The organism is Stenotrophomonas cyclobalanopsidis (assembly GCF_008710035.1).
GTDB classification, from domain to species: domain Bacteria; phylum Pseudomonadota; class Gammaproteobacteria; order Xanthomonadales; family Xanthomonadaceae; genus Stenotrophomonas; species Stenotrophomonas cyclobalanopsidis.
This window is the reverse complement of the sequence record NZ_VYKI01000014.1, coordinates 42,755-59,731: the sequence shown is the minus strand read 5'-3', so window position 1 is coordinate 59,731 and position 16,977 is coordinate 42,755. Positions and strand designations below refer to the sequence as shown.

14 protein-coding genes are annotated in these 16,977 nt (G+C 66.3%); 4 read left to right on the top strand and 10 right to left on the bottom strand.

Annotated features, from left to right (window positions below; translation table 11 throughout):
• Positions 1-96: 96 nt before the first annotated feature.
• The 4 genes from FJU31_RS12160 to FJU31_RS12145 all read right to left on the bottom strand — a co-directional run bounded on the left by FJU31_RS12160 (position 97) and on the right by FJU31_RS12145 (position 3,744).
• On the bottom strand, positions 97-1,332 hold the full coding sequence (locus FJU31_RS12160) for a dipeptidase (protein ID WP_150454978.1): 1,236 nt from the start codon (positions 1,330-1,332) through the stop codon (positions 97-99).
• 89 nt (positions 1,333-1,421) lie between these two features.
• A complete protein-coding gene (locus FJU31_RS12155) occupies positions 1,422-1,724 on the bottom strand; it encodes an antibiotic biosynthesis monooxygenase family protein (RefSeq protein ID WP_150454977.1) in 303 nt (100 codons plus the stop codon).
• A gap of 59 nt (positions 1,725-1,783) precedes the next feature.
• Positions 1,784-2,464, bottom strand: coding sequence for a helix-turn-helix transcriptional regulator (locus FJU31_RS12150; protein WP_150454976.1), 681 nt, complete (start codon positions 2,462-2,464; stop codon positions 1,784-1,786).
• A 110-nt stretch (positions 2,465-2,574) separates the two neighbouring features.
• Entirely contained in the window at positions 2,575-3,744 is a 1,170-nt protein-coding gene (locus tag FJU31_RS12145; protein ID WP_150454975.1) for a class I SAM-dependent rRNA methyltransferase, read from the bottom strand.
• Positions 3,745-4,094: 350 nt separating this feature from the next.
• Here FJU31_RS12145 and FJU31_RS12140 point away from each other — a divergent pair, with 350 nt between their 5' ends.
• A complete protein-coding gene (locus FJU31_RS12140) occupies positions 4,095-5,057 on the top strand; it encodes a TerC family protein (protein WP_150454974.1) in 963 nt (320 codons plus the stop codon).
• Positions 5,058-5,164: 107 nt separating this feature from the next.
• The gene (locus tag FJU31_RS12135) at positions 5,165-5,935 is read left to right on the top strand and encodes a rhomboid family intramembrane serine protease (RefSeq protein WP_150454973.1); all 771 of its coding nucleotides are present in this window, start codon (positions 5,165-5,167) and stop codon (positions 5,933-5,935) included.
• Between the two features lie 87 nt (positions 5,936-6,022).
• Here the strand turns inward: FJU31_RS12135 and FJU31_RS12130 are convergent, their stop codons facing one another.
• From FJU31_RS12130 to rpmH, 6 genes are all read right to left on the bottom strand, one after another.
• Entirely contained in the window at positions 6,023-7,129 is a 1,107-nt protein-coding gene (locus FJU31_RS12130; RefSeq protein WP_150454972.1) for a glycerophosphodiester phosphodiesterase, read from the bottom strand.
• A 137-nt stretch (positions 7,130-7,266) separates the two neighbouring features.
• Positions 7,267-8,616, bottom strand: a complete 1,350-nt coding sequence (mnmE, locus tag FJU31_RS12125) for a tRNA uridine-5-carboxymethylaminomethyl(34) synthesis GTPase MnmE (protein ID WP_150454971.1) — start codon at positions 8,614-8,616, stop codon at positions 7,267-7,269.
• 3 nt (positions 8,617-8,619) lie between these two features.
• Entirely contained in the window at positions 8,620-11,295 is a 2,676-nt protein-coding gene (locus tag FJU31_RS12120; protein ID WP_150454970.1) for a polysaccharide deacetylase family protein, read from the bottom strand.
• A 158-nt stretch (positions 11,296-11,453) separates the two neighbouring features.
• Complete coding sequence (gene yidC / locus FJU31_RS12115) at positions 11,454-13,172, bottom strand: membrane protein insertase YidC (RefSeq protein ID WP_150454969.1); 1,719 nt, start codon at positions 13,170-13,172, stop codon at positions 11,454-11,456.
• On the bottom strand, positions 13,172-13,666 hold the full coding sequence (gene rnpA / locus FJU31_RS12110) for a ribonuclease P protein component (protein WP_108770560.1): 495 nt from the start codon (positions 13,664-13,666) through the stop codon (positions 13,172-13,174). Before rnpA ends, yidC begins: the two co-directional genes overlap by 1 nt.
• 5 nt (positions 13,667-13,671) lie before the next feature.
• Entirely contained in the window at positions 13,672-13,812 is a 141-nt protein-coding gene (gene rpmH, locus FJU31_RS12105) for a 50S ribosomal protein L34 (RefSeq protein ID WP_005411729.1), read from the bottom strand.
• A gap of 255 nt (positions 13,813-14,067) precedes the next feature.
• Between rpmH and dnaA the strand changes: the two genes are divergently transcribed.
• The gene (gene dnaA / locus FJU31_RS12100) at positions 14,068-15,399 is read left to right on the top strand and encodes a chromosomal replication initiator protein DnaA (protein WP_150454968.1); all 1,332 of its coding nucleotides are present in this window, start codon (positions 14,068-14,070) and stop codon (positions 15,397-15,399) included.
• A 275-nt stretch (positions 15,400-15,674) separates the two neighbouring features.
• Positions 15,675-16,775 carry a DNA polymerase III subunit beta gene (gene dnaN / locus FJU31_RS12095; RefSeq protein ID WP_005411731.1) on the top strand — a complete coding sequence of 367 codons (1,101 nt, stop codon included), beginning with the start codon at positions 15,675-15,677 and terminating at the stop codon, positions 16,773-16,775.
• Positions 16,776-16,977 lie beyond the last annotated feature (202 nt).

Sequence of the window (16,977 nt, the reverse complement as noted above, 5' to 3'; positions counted from 1 at the left end):
CTCCTTTTGCGACCCCCCACATCGCCCCCTTCCCCCCCCCCCCCCCCCCCCCCCCCCCCTCGACTCTACAAAGGCGCGGTCGAGCGTGGCTCGACTCTACCGAGCAGCAGCGTAGGCCTGCGCCTGGCGCATCACCCGCAGCAGATTGCCACCCCAGATGCCGGCGATCTGCTGCTCGGTATAGCCCTTGCGCAGCAGCCACGCGGTGATCTTCGGCAACTGGCTGACATCAGGCAGGTCGCTCAGGCCACCGCCACCATCCCAGTCCAGGCCGATGCCCACGTGCTCGGGGCCGACCACCGTAAGGATGTGCTCGAAGTGGGCGAAGAAGTCGTCCAGGCTGGCGTGGCGCACCGGATGTTCATGGTCCAGCGCCTGCTCGGCCTGCTGCAGGGCAACGCCCTGGGCGATCGTCATGCCTTCCCAGCCGCCCAGCTGCTTGCTCAGCGCTTCTTCGGCCTGCTTGCGTTCGGGCGTCTTGGCGGTGTCGATCAGGTAGCCGCCATAGGCATTCACCTGGATCACGCCACCGGCCTTGGCCAGCTGGCGCAGGCGTGCATCGTCAAGGTTGCGCGGGTGGTTGTAGACCGCCTTGGCCGAGCTGTGCGACAGCACGAACGGCACCGGCATCATCGCCAGCAGGTCATCGAACACCGCATCGGAGGCGTGCGACTGGTCGATGACGATGCCCAGCTTCACCGCCGCGCGCACCAGGTCCTTGCCCGCCGGGCTCAGGCCCTTCCACTCCGCGCCCTTGGGGTCGGTGGCCGAATCGGCGAACTCGTTGTTGGCGAAGTGCACCGTGCTGAGCAGGCGCAGGCCGGCGCGGTGGTAGAACGAGAGCAGGCTGGGGTCTTCCACCAGCGGGCTGGCGTTTTCCATGCTGATGTACACCACGCGCTTGCCAGCGGCCTTGATGCGCGCGGCATCATCGGCGGTCAGCGCCAGCGCGAAGCGATCGGGGTTGGCCGCCAGCATCTGCCGGATCTCCAGCAGGCGCTGCAGGCCGTGGTCGCGCTCGGCCAGGTGGGCCGCTGCGCTGCGGTCGCCCTGGTCGGTGTAGATCGCCCAGAAACCACCATCCAGCGCGCCCTCGACCATGCGCGGGTAATCCACCTGCGAGAGCGCGTTGTGGTCGTGCCGCTGTTCGATGTCGAAGCCGGCGCGGCCGAAGTTGGCCGGCGTGTCGAGGTGGCTGTCCAGGGTCAGCAGGCGCTGCTGCAGGGCCTTGGCGCGAGCCAGTTCCTGCGCGCTGAACTCGATGGCATGGGCGGACAGCGGCGCACTCAGCGCCAAGGCAAGCAGCAGGGACGGGCGACGCAGCGACGGCATGGGCTCTCACCGGTTAGGAGAAGAGCCCGACCATAGCGCCGTGGCCCGCCGTTTTGTAGAGCCGAGCCCATGCTCGGCTGCCAGGCCGATCAACCCGGCAGGAAGTGCTGCATCAGCTGCAGCTCGTCAATGGCGGCCATGTACGGTGCGAAGCGCGCATCACCACCCGCGAAAGCCTGTGCTACCGCCTGCGCACTGGCCAGGTTCTGCCAGTGGGCGATGTCAACGAAGCGGTCGTCGCCGTCCATCGGTGAGAACGGCTGGTAGTCGATCAGGCCGGGGAACTGCGCGATGGCCGCGCGCAGCTGCTCACGCAGCATCGGCATGTCGGCACGGGCGTGCGGTTTGACGGTGAACACGGCCAGTTCGAGGACGGAAGAAGCAGGGTGCATGGTGATGCCCGGTGTTGGAGGAGCGCGTAGTCTGCGCAGCCCCTGCTGCCAGCGGGGTGTCAGTGGCCGCGCAGCGCCCAGGCCTGCTGTTGGTAGCCCAGATAAGCTTCCAGACCCACCTGCGCCGGCAGGTCCAGACTCTCTGCTTCGGCCAGGGCTTCGATGTGGTCCAGGCGGAAATCGCGGTAGTCCTGGCGCAGCGCGCACCAGCTGCCCAGCGTCCAGTGCTGGCCCCAGTGGAAAAGCCCCAGCGGGTAGACGGTGCGCACGCTGGTTTTGCCCTGCAGCGTGCGGTACTGCAGCTGCACGCTTTGGCCGGCGGCGATGGCCGCATGCAGCGGCTGCCAGCACGGCAGCGAAACGGGCATGGCACGCAGCGCGCGGGCAGTGCGCGGGCTGGCCGAGCGCGTGGGCATCGCCGCCTGCAGCTTGTGCAGCAGCGAACGCGCCGCAGGTTGCAGGTGGCCCGCGCCACTGCAGGCCAGCATTTCCACAGCCAGCTGCAGTGCCTCGGCTTCGGCTGCATCCAGGCTGAGCGGCGGCAGTTCGAAACCGGCGTCGAGTCGATAACCGATACCGGCCTCGCCGTAGACCGGAATTCCGGCCAGGGACAGGTCATCGACATAGCGGTAGATGCTGCGCACTGACAGGCCCAGCTCCGCCGCCAGCACGGCGGCGGTCACCGGCTGGCGCACGCGGATCAGGTTGACCAGCTGAAACAGGCGGTCGGCTTTGCGCATGGGCCCTTCTCTGGCGTTGCACGGCGGCCTGGGTTCTGTAGAGCCGAGCCCATGCTCGGCTGCCAGGCAGATCAGCCGAGCGTGGGCTCGGCTCTACAGCAACAGAAGGTTCAGTCAACCACGCGGCAGAAGACGGCCTTCAGGTAACGCGATTCCTGCACGTGGGCCATGAACGGATGGTCCGGACCGGCGCCGGCCACCTTCAGGATCTGGATCGTGCGGCCGGAGAAGTAGGCCGCGCGGCGCAGCATGTCGAGGAACTGGTCCTCGGCCACCAGACCGGTGCAGGAGAACGTGGCGAACAGGCCGCCCGGCTTGACCACGCCCAGCGCCAGCTTGTTCATGTCCAGGTACTTCTTCAGCGCGGTGATGACCTGGTCGCGGTCGCGGGTCATCTTCGCCGGGTCAAGGATCACCACGTCGTACTGCTCGCCGCGGTTGGCGGCATCGCGCAGCCACGGGAAGATGTCGGACTGGACGAACTTAGGGCGCACGTTGTTCAGGCGCGAATTGCCCTTGGCGATCTGGATGACGTCTTCATCGATGTCGATGCCGACTACTTCCGAAGCGCCACGCGCGGCCGCGTACACGGCGAAACCGCCGGTGTTGCAGCACAGGTCGAGCACGGTCTTGCCTTCCACCTGCTGGCACAGCCACTGCCGGTTCTCGCGCTGGTCGGCGAAGAAGCCGGTCTTGTGCGCACCGGCCGGGTCGGCACGGAACTTGATGCCGTACTCGGTGATCACCGACGCTTCGGTGGTGGTATTGCCGTGGAAGTCGAAGCTTTCCTGCTTCTGCACGTGTTCGTCGGCGAAGCTGTGGAAGCGGCAGCCCGGGAACTGTTCGCGCAGGGCGTCGTAGATCCACTCGCGGTGGCGGAACATGCCGGCGGCGAAGAATTCGACCACCACCAGGTCGTTGTAACGGTCCACCACCAGGCCGGACAGGCCGTCGCCTTCGCTGTGCACCACGCGCCAGGCGTCGGACACCGCGTCCAGCTTCAGCACGCCGCGGCGCAGCTCGACCGCCTGGGCGATCTTGCGCGAGAACCAGCCGGCATCGACCGGCTCGTTCGGGTCGGTTTCGAGGATGCGCACGGCGATGCGGGAGTGCCCGTTGTAGAAGCCACGGCCGATGAACTCGCCATCGATGCCGACGACGTCGACGATGGAACCTGGCTTGGGCCGGACGGTCGGCTTCTCGACCAGTTTCTGGAAGATCCACGGGTGGCTGGAGCGCCACGCGTTCTTGAGGCGGACAACGGGAAGGGGGGTATTCATCGGCCTATTGTAGCCGGGGGCGCTTTTGTAGAGTCGAGCTTGCTCGACTGAACGGGACCGTTCAGCAAAGGCCGTCGAGCAAGCTCGACGCTACGAGGGTGTGGCCTCCCCCATTTGACGGCGGACCGGCCAGGCCGCAGAATCGGCCCCAGAAGGGGAGTAGCTCCCAGACGTTGTCGCCGTCAATTCGAGCCCGCAGGCTCCGGTGCAACGGCAATTCCACCCGCGTGGGGTTGCGAGCGAGACCTTCGCCGTACTGGCGAAGCTCTGTCCCTGGATCCCCCTCCCGATCCTCCGTTGCAGATCCTCGCCGTCCGGCCTGGCATTCATCTTTCCAACGGATATTCCCAATGCAGACGATCGGTAATGTGTGGATGTGGGGCGGCTTCGTGGCGGTGGTCATCATCGCCCTGCTCGTCGACCTGGTGTTGATGCGACATGGCGGACCGCACAAGGTCACCTTCAAGGAGGCCCTGTGGTGGTCCATCGGCTGGGTCGTGCTGGCCCTGCTGTTCAACGCAGGCCTCTGGTACTACCTCAGCGAGACCGCTGGCCAGGTGGTGGCCAACAAGGTCGGCCTGGAGTTCCTGACCGGCTACCTGGTCGAGAAGGCCCTGGCGGTGGACAACATCTTTGTCTTCCTGATGATCATGAGCTACTTCGCGGTGCCGGAAGAACAGCGCCAGAAGGTGCTGATCATCGGCATCCTGGGTGCGATCGTGCTGCGTACGATCATGATCTTCGCCGGCAGCGTGCTCATCAGCCAGTTCCATTGGCTGCTCTACGTGTTCGGTGCCTTCCTGCTCTTCACCGGCTGGAAGATGTGGTTCGCCGCCGGCCAGGAGCCGGACCTGGAAACCAACCCGGCCCTGCGCTGGATGCGCAGGCACCTGCGCCTGCTGCCGGACTACGCCGGCAACGCGATGAGCGTGATGCGCGACGGCAAGCGCTGGTTCACCCCGCTGTTCGCGGTGCTGATCCTGATCGCGGTGACCGACGTGATCTTCGCGGTGGACAGCATCCCGGCGATCTTCGCCATCACCACCGACCCGTTCATCGTGCTCACCTCCAACGTGTTCGCGGTGCTGGGCCTGCGTGCGATGTTCTTCCTGCTGGCCGGCATGGCCGACCGCTTCCACCTGCTGCCGTATGGCCTGGCGCTGGTGCTGGGCTTCATCGGCATCAAGATGATGATCATCGACCTGTTCAAGATCCCGACCCCGGTGTCGCTGGGCGTGGTGGCAGCGATCATTGCCGCCACCGTGGTGCTCAGCCTGAAGTACCCGCCGAAGGAAGACGCCGGCCAGGCCTGAGTCTGAGCGGCCTGCGGCACCCGGCCGGCGGGATTGTCCCGTCGGCCGCTTCCACTCTCCCGTTGCGCTGGCCTTGGTTTCGCGCCGGCCACCGCCATTGCTGAGGTATGGACAACAACACGCCCCTGCCCGCCGGTGACGTGCCGGCCCCCCGCAACGACCGCCTGCGCATCCTGCGGGCGTTCAATGTCAGCCTCGGCGCCGTGCTGGTGCTGCTGGCCGTGTTCGCCCTGCAGGGCAGCTTCGACTGGCGGCCGTGGGCGGTCGCGCCGCTGGAGGCCAAGGGCCTGCTGGGGCTGATCGGCGGGCCGATGCTGCATGCCTCGGTCGAGCACATCGCCGCCAATGGCTTTGCGATCCTGATCCTCGGCACCCTGGCCGGCAGCGTGTACCCGAAGGCCACCGTGCGTGCCCTGCCCCTGCTGTGGCTGGGTTCGGGCATCGGCGCGTGGATGCTGGGCAACCCCGGCAGCGTGCACCTGGGGGCCAGCGGCGTGACCCACGGCCTGATGTTCCTGCTGGCCAGCCTGGGCCTGCTGCGCCGTGACCGCGCGGCGATCGCCACCGGCCTGATCGGCATGCTGTTCTACGGCGGCATGCTGATGACCATCCTGCCCCATGCCGACGGCGTGTCCTGGCAGTCGCACATGGGCGGTGCCTTCGCCGGCATCATCGCCGCGCTGCTGTTCCGCAACGCCGACCCGATGACGCCGCGCCCGCACTACAGCTGGGAGGATGAGGAAGACGAGGTCGAGGCACTGGCCGACGACGAGCTCGAGCCGCCTTCGCCGCGCCGCGTGCCGGTGCTGTGGCAGCCGCGCGAGGGGAACGATTACGTGGTGATCCCGTTCCGCCGGCCGGAAGACCCACGCGGTTGAGGCGAGGGGCCGCCGGGCATGGCCCGGCGCTACCGTGTGTGGGCGTCCGGGGTAGCGCCGGGCCATGCCCGGCGACGCGTTGCAGCGTCAGTTCCCCGCGGCGCCCATGCCATCCACCGCCTGCCGGCCCAGCGCCGGGTCATCGGTGAAGAACGCATCGATGCCGGTGGCCAGGTAGGCGCGCATCTCGGCGATCGAGCCTTCCGGGTTGCGCGCGCTGTCGGCGCCCTTGCGCAGGTTGCTGGCCTGGAAATGGTTTTCCGGGCGGAACGTGTACGGGATGACCATAAGGCCGGCCGCATGCGCATCGCGCACCAGCGCGGTCGGCGTGCCCAGCGCACCGTTGGCCTCCAGCGGGATAATCGAACGCAGTTCCGGACCGATGCCATCGGCGTAGCTGGCGATGTCCTTCAGCCCGGCCGGGGTCATCATCTGCGCATAGCTGAGCGTGCCACCGGCCTTGACCACATCGGCCGGGCGGGCATCGCCCTTCCACAGCAGCTGCAGCAGGCGGATGTTGCCGCCACGGCCGATCTTGCCGCGCAGGTAGCGCAGGTTGGCGGTCTCGAACGACTGGATCGTCACCGGCGCGACGGCGGTGTAGGCATTGCCGCGCAGCGCGGCCAGCACCTTGTCTTCCATCGGCAGGCCGATGGACTGGAAGTAGGTCGGGTGCTTGATCTCCGGCACCAGGCCGATGCCGCGGTTGGCGCGGCCGGCCTGCTGCATCAGGAAGGCCAGGATCTCGTCCAGGGTGGCGATGCGGAACTGGCCGTCGAACGCGGTGCTGCGCAGCTCCGGCAGGCGCTCGCGGGTGTAGAGGGTCTTCAGTTCGGCCAGGGTGAAGTCTTCGGTGAACCAGCCTTCCACCGTCTCGCCGTCGATGACCTTGGTGGTCTTCCGCTTGGCGAATTCCTTGTGCTCGGCCACATCGGTGGTGCCACCGATCTCGTTCTCGTGGCGGGCCACCAGCACGCCGTCCTTGGTCATCACCAGGTCGGGTTCGATGTAGTCGGCGCCATCGGTGATGGCCTGCGCGTAGGCCGCCAGCGTGTGCTCGGGCAGCAGCGCGCTTGCGCCGCGGTGGCCGTAGACGGAGACCTTCGCGGTCGCCGGCGTGGAAGTTTCAGCACTCATGGCCACCGATGGTGCCACGGCCAGCGACAACAGCAACGCACAACCCCACGACTTCACTGCGACTTCCCCAAGCGGTATGTGATGGGGTTCAGTATGCGGCGGGAATGTGACAGGTGGGGGAAGCCTGCACCTGTAGAGCCGAGCCCATGCTCGGCTGACCGGCAGAACAGCCGAGCATGGGCTCGGCTCTACAGTTACTTCCCGATGCAGAAGCTGGAGAAAATCCTGCCCAGCAGGTCATCCGCACTCATCTGCCCGGTGATCTCGCCCAGCGCGTCGTGCGCCAGCCGCAGTTCCTCGGCGGCCAGTTCCAAGTGTTCATGCACCAGCTCGCCATCGGCGCGCTGCGCATGTTCCTGCGCGCGTTCGATCGCATCCACATGGCGGGTTCGGGCCGAGAACTCGCCGTCCACCTGCTCCCCTGCTCCGGCCGAGGCAATCGAACGCAGGCGCGCGTGCAGGTCTTCCAGGCCTGCACCGGTGGCGGCCGAAACAAACACGCGGTCCGGGTCATCCAGCGTCGGCAACGCCGCCAGCAGGTCCGACTTGTTGTGGATGTAGACCTTGTGCGGTACGGCGGCCACGGACTCACCCAGCGCGGCTTCACCGGCGGCGGGGTCGCGCGCATCCAGCACGATGAGTGCCAGGTCGGTGCGTTCGATCTCCACGTGGGCGCGGCGCATGCCTTCGCGTTCGATGGCGTCGCCGCCATCGCGCAGGCCGGCGGTGTCGACCAGGGTCAGCTCCAGACCGTCCAGGCGGATGGTTTCGCGAAGGGTGTCGCGGGTGGTGCCGGCGATGTCGGTGACGATGGCGCGCTCGCTTCCGGCCAATGCATTGAGCAGTGAGCTCTTACCGGCATTCGGCGGGCCGATCAGCACCGCGTGCAGGCCATCGCGCAGGCGACGGCCGCGCTCGGCATCACGACGCAGCAGGGCCAGATCAGCGCGCGCCTGTTCCAGCCCACGCCGCACCTGCGCACCGCCCAGGGTATCCAGCGGTTCGTCGGCGAAGTCGATGGCCGCTTCCACGTGGATGCGCAGCAGCACCAGCTGTTCAACCACTGTATCGATGCGGCGCGAGAACACGCCATCCAGCGAACGGCGTGCCGCGCGCGCGGCGCGGTTGTCGCCCGCGGCGATCAGGTCGGCGATGGCCTCGGCCTGGGCCAGGTCGAGCTTGCCGTTGAGGAACGCGCGTTCGCTGAACTCACCCGGCCGCGCCTGGCGCGCGCCGAGCGCGATGCAGCGCGCGACCAGCTGCTGCAGCAGAACGGGGCTGCCGTGGCCCTGCAGTTCCACCACTTCCTCGCCGGTGAAGCTGTTCGGCGCGGGGAACCACAACACGATGCCATCGTCGATCACCTCGCCGTCGGCGTCGCGCAGTCGCGCGTAGTGCGCATGGCGCGGGCGCAGCGTGGGCGCGCCCAGCGCGTTTGCAACCGCCGCGGCACGCGGGCCGGACAGGCGCAGCAGGCCGACACCGCCCGCGCCGGGGGCACTGGCGATGGCGACGATGGTGTCGGTGCGGGTCACATCGTTCATGGCTCAGAGCTTCTCCAGCTGCGCGCGCGCCTGCGCGGCCCCGCTGCCCTGCGGCTGCAGGGCGAGGTAGGTGGTGTAGGCCTGCTTCGCCTTGGCCTTGTCGCCGGCGTTGAAGTAGGCATCGCCCAGGTTGAGGTGGGCCACCGCGCGCGACGGGTCGATCTTCAGGGTGTTCTCCAGCCAGCGCGCGGCTTCGGCGTAGCGCTGCTGGCGGTAGTAGACGAAGCCGAGGTTGTTGGCCGCCTGGGCAAAATCAGGCCGCAGCTTCAACGCTTCGGTGAACTGCGCGACGGCTTCGTCGTACTGCTTTTCACGGTACAGCTGCAGGCCACGGTCGTTGGCCTGCTGCGCGCGCTGGCGGTCCGAGGCGGGGCCGGCAGTGGGCACCACCAGTTTGGCCTTGCCGCCCTGCAGGTCGGCCACGGTCACCGGCGCCTGCGCGCCCTTGGCATCCTGCGCGGCGTCGACCTTGTTGTTCAGTGCGATGGCATCCGGGGTCAGCTGGTGCGTATCGGCGTTGAGGTATTCCTGGCTGTCCGGCACCTGGAACACGAACTCGCCGCCCTGCGAACCGGGCAGGCTGCCGAAGGCCGGAGTCTGGTGCGAGACGGCCGACACCGCCGGCGCCACGTAGGCGGCCAGTTCGGTACCGGTGATCAGGCCATCGCCATTGAGGTCGCCCTTGCCGGCCAGCGCCTGCAGCAGCACCCAGGTGAACACCGAATGGCCGTTCGGGCCTGCATCGGCCACCTGCTGGTCGGCACCGCCGGCGGTCAGCATCTGCCGCGCGCTGCGGCGTGCGTTCTCGCGCAGGAACGACGACGACGACGGGCCACCGCGGGTCAGGCCCAGGCCGCTGTAGCAGGCATCCATCACGAACATCACGTGTTTGGCCTGCATGCTCTCGGCGATGTTCTGGATATCGGTCATCGCGATGGCGTCGGTGGCGAATTCCTTCGGGTCCGAATCCACCGGGATGATGTAGCCGAGGTCGCGGCCTGAAGCGAGCTGGCGGGTGGCGCCGTGCCCGGCGAAGAACACGAACACGCGGTCATTTTTGCCGGTACGGTCGTCGGCAAGGCGGTCGTGGAAGGCGGCCAGGATGTTGTTGCGGGTGGCCTGCTCGTTCTTCAGCACGATCACCTGCGAGGACGGGAAACCGAACTGCCCGGTGAGGGTGTCGGCCACCGCCTGCGCATCGTGGCTGGCATATTCCAGCTTTGGCCACTTGGCGTAGTTGTCGATGCCGACCACGATCGCCCACGACTTCTCGTAGCCGGTGGTGACCGTGGCGTCGCTGGTCGCGCCCTTGCGTGCACGGGCGACGGTGAACTCGCGGCCGTTCCAACCGGCGAACTGGTAACCCTCGGCAATCAGCCGATCAAGGATCTGCGGCAGCGCCTTCACCGCGCGGTCGTGGATGTCATGGAACAGGATGATGCCGCGCTGTTCCTTGTTCACCTGGCCGAGCACGCGCTGCACGATCGATTCCGGCACCGGGTCGGCCCAATCCATCGAATCGATGTTCCACATGATCGACTTCAGGCCGGCTTCGTTGAGCAGCTGCAGGCCTTCGGCGTTGCGCGCGCCGTACGGGAAGCGGAACAGCGGCGCACGCTTGCTGTCGACATCCTTCAGCAGGGTGTCGGTGTCGAGCACCTGCTGGCGCAGCGCATCGCCGGTGGTGCGCGAGAGCTGGGCATGGGTCAGGCTGTGGTTGCCCACCGCGTAGCCCTCTTCCATCAGGCTGCGGCTGATCTTCGCCATCGGCCCCAGGCTGACCTTGCCATCGGCCTCGACCTTGCCCAGGTTGCGGCCCACTTCGAAGAACACGCCCGGCACGTCGTAGCGCTTGAGGATGGCCACCACTTCTTCGGTGTAGGCCTTGTGCGGGCCGTCGTCGAAGGTCAGCACCACGGTCTTGGCCGGCAGGTCGCGGCCGAAGATCTCGCGGTCACTGTCCTTCATCGACATCGGGTACGGCTCGATCACCCCGTAGTCGCGCAGGATCGCCTCGCGGCTGTAGTCCTTGTGCAGGTGGGCGATGTAGTCCTCCCACTTCTCTCGCTTCAGGTCGATGGCGCGGGTGCGCTCGAAGCGGCTGAAGATGCGGGTCAGTTCCTGGTTGTAGTTGCGCTCGATCTCATCCAGCGCGTCCAGGTCCTCGCCGATGCGCTGGTGCAGCTTCACCGCCGGCAGCGAGGAATCCGCGCCGACACGTTCGTGCAGGTCGCGCAGCACTTCGCGGAAGGCCAAGCGATCGGCATCGAACAGTTCCGGCGCCGATTCGATGTAGTCCAGCACGGTGCCCAGCGTGGCGAAGCGCTGCGGGCTGCCACCGCGCAGCAGGCTGTCGAACTGCGCGGCGATGGCGGTGCGCTGTTCCAGCCCGTCGTGGAACAACTGCTGTCCGATGCGGGTGGACGTGCCACGGTCGGCCGCGCTCTGCTGCTCCTCGTCGGCTAGCAGCACGATGATGCGGCGGTAGCCATCGAGCTGCTTCTGCAGCGCGGCCAGCAGCGGCGCGGCGGCCGGATCGGCGGCGGCGGCGGCCTGTGCGCTGGGCTGGGTGACGGCGGCGGCGGCGGGCGCCTTGCCCTCCTTGTCGCCGCAGCCGGCAACGGCCAGGGTCATCAGCAGCGAGGGCAGGAACAGGCGGAACGACGACGCACGCGGCATGGCAGGCTCGATGGATGGGGACACGGTGTGCGGGCGATTCTAACCCCGCATGCGAAAAGCCCGCCTTGCGGCGGGCTTCTGCGGGGATCAGCATCGGTAGCGTCGACCGTTGGTCGACTGTTCCAACGCCAGTCGACCAACGGCCGACTCTACCCGGATTAATTAATCATGACCGGGGCCCGGGCGGTGGTCGCCCGCCGCGGCACGCCGCCGTGGCGCTTGGTCATCCACCACTGCTGCAGCAGGCCCAGGCCGCCGTTGACCACCCAGTACAGGACCAGGCCGGACGGCATGAAGGCCATCATGAAGCCGAAGACCAGCGGCATGAACTGCATCATCTTCTGCTGCATCGGGTCCATGCCCGGTGCCGGGGTCAGCTTCTGCGTGGCCCACATCACCGCCATGTTGATGACCGGCAGGATGAAGTACGGGTCACGCGCGGTCAGATCCTGGATCCAGCCCAGCCACGGCGCCTGGCGCAGTTCGACCGACTCGACCAGCACCCAGTACAGCGCGAAGAAGATCGGCATCTGGATGAGGATCGGCAGGCAGCCGCCCATCGGATTGATCTTTTCCTTCTTGTACAGCTCCATCATCGCGGTCTGGAACTTCTGGCGGTCATCGCCATAGCGTTCCTTCAGCTGCGCGATGCGCGGCTGGAAGCGACGCATCTTCGCACCGCTCTTGTACTGCACGGCCGACAGCGGGTAGAGCACCAGCTTCAGCAGCACGACCAGGCCGACGATGGCCCAGCCCCAGTTGCCGACCAGCTTGTGCACCTGGTTCAGCACCCAGAACAGGCCCTGGCCGATCACCGCCATCATCGAGAAGCGGCTGTAGTCGACCACGCGGTCCAGGCCCGGCACGTCTTCCTTGGCGATCTGGTTGACCAGCTTCGGGCCGACCCACAGGCGGGCTTCGGTGCTGGTGGACTGGCCCGGGGCCACGGTGAAGGCCGGGCCACGCGCTTCGATCAGGTCACGGCCGGCTACCTGCGACAGCACGTAGTGGGCGGTCTGGTCCTTCTGCGGGATCCAGGCGGTGAAGAAGTGGTGCTGCAGCATCGCCAGCCAGCCGCCGGTGATGTTCTGGTTCAGCGCGCCATCGTCCAGGTAATCCTTGAACGCACGACGCTGGTACTTCTTGTCGTTGTCGTACCAGGTGGCACCGTTGAAGCTGAACGAGTCCGGGTTGGTCATGTTCCGCGACAGGATGGTCGGGGTACGGTCCAGGGTGCGGTAGACGTAGCCGTTCCACGGGGCGGCGCCGGTGTTGCTGACCTCGTCCTTGAAGCGCACGGCGTACTCGTTGCGCGAGACGGTCAGGGTGCGCTTGATGGTCACGCCGTTGTCGGCGGTCCACACGAACGGGATCTGCAGTTCGTTCTGGCCGTCGGCCAGCACGAAGTCGCGGACGTCACCGACCAGCTTGAAGCCATCGGCGCCCGGCGCCGGGGTGTTCTTGTCTTCGCTGGCCCAGCCGCTGATCGCGCTGTACGGATGCGCGGGGTCTTCGGTCAGCAGGCGCACCGGGGCGCTGCCTTCTTGCTTGGACTGCGGGAACTGCAGCAGCTCGGCGTCGAGCACGCGGCCGCCGTCCACCACCAGGCGCAGCACGTCGGTGGTGATGGTCACGCGCTGGGCGGCCGGGGTGGCGCTGGCCTGGGCCTGCTGCGCCGCGGCCTGGCCCGGGGCACCGGGGACCTGCGCGCTGGGGATGCTGCCCGGGGTCGCACCCGGAACGCTCTGTGCGACGGCCTGGGCCGAGGGGGTGGTCGGGGCCGGGGTCGGCGCGGCCTTTTCACGGCCCCACTCCATCCACAGGAACACGGCCACCATCAGCCAGGCAAAAATAAGGAATACGCGGGTCTGGTTCATCAGCGGACAGGCTCGGCGGGGCCGGGACGCGATGCCGGCTCGATCAAAGAGGGAGGTGCGATGCCATCTGGCGGCGGCATTGTGCCGTCCACGCCCGGCGCGGGCAATGCACGCAGGCGCCGCAGCAGGCGCAGGAAGGCCTGGCGGATGTCGTCGTTGCTGGCAGAACGCGCAGCACTACGAGCCACGACGACGAAGTCGCCTGGCTGGATATCGGTTCGTGTCTGACGCAGGATGTCGCGCAGGACGCGCTTGATCCGGTTACGCCCCACGGCGTTCGGATCAACCTTGCGGGAAACCGCCAGACCCAGCCTGGCCGGCCGGTCAGCCGGCAGCCAGTGCAGGGTCATCAGCGGATCGGACACACGGCGGGCGCCGTTGAAGACCGTTGAATATTCGGCACGCGTGCGAACCCGCGCAGAGCGAGGGAATCGCTTGCGCGGGTCTGCAGTATTCACTGTCGAAGGGATTGCGTCTGCCGCGATGTGCGGCATGGCAATCAGGCGCTCAGGACTTTGCGGCCCTTGGCGCGGCGACGCGACAGGATCTTGCGGCCGTCAGCGGTCTTCATACGGGCACGGAAGCCGTGGTCGCGCTTACGCTTGAGGTTGCTGGGCTGGTAGGTGCGCTTGGTGGCCATGTGGGCCTCTCGTATGAATGGGACGGGAAAGAACCGGAAATTCTAGAGAGGTGTCCCCCCCTGCGTCAACCCCTTGTGACTACGCCAATTCACCGGGCTGTGCAATAGCTGTGGATCTTTTTGTGAATAAGTGCGGGACAAGCATTCCGAAGCCGGGCGCTCGGTGGTAGTCTGAGCCATCCATTTCCCCCCTTTCAGGCCTGTGTTTGGGCGCGTTGTCGCGCCTGTGCACAGGTCACCGGACGATTATTGCCGATGGATGCCTGGTCCCGAAGTCTCGAACGCCTCGAAGCGGAGTTCCCGCCGGAAGATGTTCACACGTGGTTGAAGCCGCTGCAGGCCGATCTGCGCGCGGACAGCCTGGTGCTGTATGCCCCGAACGCCTTCATCGTCGACCAGGTGCGCGAGCTGTACCTGGCCCGGATCCGCGAGCTGCTGACGCACTTCGCGGGTTTCGGCGACGTTTTTCTTGAAATCGGCTCGCGCCCGCGGCCCTCGGACGCGCAGAACACGCCGGTTTCGAGCGCGGCGACGGCGGTGGCAGCCGAACCGCAGGTGCCGTTCGCCGGCAATCTGGACAACCACTACACCTTCGCCAACTTCGTCGAAGGCCGCAGCAACCAGCTGGGCCTGGCCGCTGCCTTCCAGGCGGCGCAGAAGCCGGGCGACCGCGCGCACAATCCGCTGCTGCTGTACGGAGGCACCGGCCTGGGCAAGACCCACCTGATGTTTGCCGCCGGCAACGCCATGCGCCAGGCCAACCCGGGTGCGAAGGTGCTGTACCTGCGTTCGGAACAGTTCTTCAGCGCGATGATCCGGGCCCTGCAGGAAAAGACCATGGATCAGTTCAAGCGCCAGTTCCAGCAGGTGGACGCGCTGCTGATCGATGACATCCAGTTCTTCGCCGGCAAGGACCGCACCCAGGAAGAGTTCTTCCACACCTTCAACGCGCTGTTCGACGGCAAGCAGCAGATCATCCTGACCTGCGACCGGTACCCGCGCGAAGTCGAGGGCCTGGAAGCGCGCCTGAAGTCGCGGCTTGCCTGGGGCCTGTCGGTCGCGATCGAACCGCCGGACTTCGAGACCCGCGCCGCGATCGTGCTGGCGAAGGCCCGCGAACGCGGTGCCGAGATTCCCGATGATGTTGCGTTCCTGATCGCCAAGAAGATGCGCTCCAATGTGCGCGACCTCGAAGGCGCGCTCAATACCCTGACCGCCCGTGCCAATTTCACCGGCCGCGCGATCACCACCGAATTCGCCCAGGAAACCCTGCGCGATCTGCTGCGCGCCCAACAGCAGGCGATCAGCATTCCCAACATCCAGAAAACCGTTGCCGACTACTACGGCCTGCAGATCAAGGATCTGCTGTCCAAGCGCCGGACCCGTTCGCTGGCCCGCCCGCGCCAGGTCGCCATGGCCCTGACGAAGGAACTGACCGAGCACAGCCTGCCCGAGATCGGCGATGCCTTTGCCGGTCGCGATCACACCACGGTGCTGCATGCCTGCCGCCAGATCCGGACCCTGATGGAAACCGACGGCAAGCTCCGCGAAGACTGGGACAAGCTGATCCGGAAGCTGAGCGAATGATGCACGGACGCTGATGAGGCGTCATCGCACAAAACGGTGCAGAATCCGGTAGCAAGCACGGGATGAGTTGTGGATAAAAAAGACGTCGTAAAACGCGGCAAATTTATCCACAACTTTCCCCACCCCCTGCGGGGCGGTAATGCAGAGGGTTTCTCGGCTAGAAACTCTTTTTATTACAAAGACTTAGCATTGTTTTCCAGCGATTCTGTCTCTACCAGCACCACCAAGCTTTTGATTTATTCCACATTTTTTAAAGCATAGGGGCACGGAACCACATGCGTTTCACACTGCAGCGCGAAGCCTTTCTCAAGCCGTTGGCACAGGTCGTCAACGTGGTCGAACGCCGCCAGACCCTTCCGGTTCTGGCCAATTTCCTGGTCCAGGTGCAGAACGGCCAGCTGTCGCTGACCGGTACCGATCTGGAAGTGGAGATGGTGTCGCGGATCGCGGTTGAAGATGCCCAGGACGGCGAAACCACCATCCCCGCCCGCAAGCTGTTCGAGATCATCCGTGCCCTGCCCGACGGCAGCCGGATCACCGTCTCGCAGACCGGTGACAAGATCACCGTACAGGCCGGTCGCAGCCGCTTCACCCTGGCAACGCTGCCGTCCAACGACTTCCCGTCGGTGGACGAAGTGGAAGCCACCGAGCGCGTGGCCATCGGCGAAGCGACCCTGAAAGAACTGATCGAGCGTACTGCGTTCGCGATGGCCCAGCAGGACGTGCGCTACTACCTCAACGGTCTGCTGTTCGACCTGCGCGGTGATGCCCTGCGTACCGTCGCCACCGACGGCCACCGCTTGGCCCTGTGTGAAACCGACCTGGCCAAGCCCAGCGGTTCCAAGCGCCAGATCATCGTGCCGCGCAAGGGCGTGACCGAACTGCAGCGCCTGCTGGAAAGCGGCGATCGCGAGATCGAGCTGGAAGTCGGCCGCAGCCACGTGCGCGTCAAGCGCGACGATGTCACCTTCACCTCGAAGCTGATCGACGGTCGCTTCCCGGATTACGAGGCCGTGATCCCGATCGGCGCCGACCGCGAAGTGAAGGTGGATCGCGAAGCCCTGCGTGCCTCGCTGCAGCGTGCCGCGATCCTGTCCAACGAGAAGTACCGCGGTATCCGCGTGGAAGTCTCGCCGGGCAACCTGAAGATCAGTGCGCACAACCCGGAGCAGGAAGAAGCCCAGGAAGAGATCGAGGCCGACACCACGGTCAGCGATCTGGCCATCGGCTTCAACGTGAACTACCTGCTGGATGCCCTGTCCGCCCTGCGCGACGAGGAAGTCATCATCCAGCTGCGCGATTCCAACTCCTCGGCGCTGGTGCGTGAGTCCAGCAGCGAGAAGTCGCGCCATGTGGTGATGCCGCTGCGTCTCTGACAATGTGCTGTTCCACGTGAAACAGGAAAACGCCCGGTTGCTCCGGGCGTTTTTTTTGGTTCCACGTGGAGCATTGATGCGAATCCGGTTTTGCGGCACTTCGCGTTTCGATCTACTGCTTCTTTTCGCGGAGGACTCGAGCAGCGCGAGTTGCGATACCTGCCCACGTCCGGGTTCAACGGATTCCAGGGATGGTTTCAGC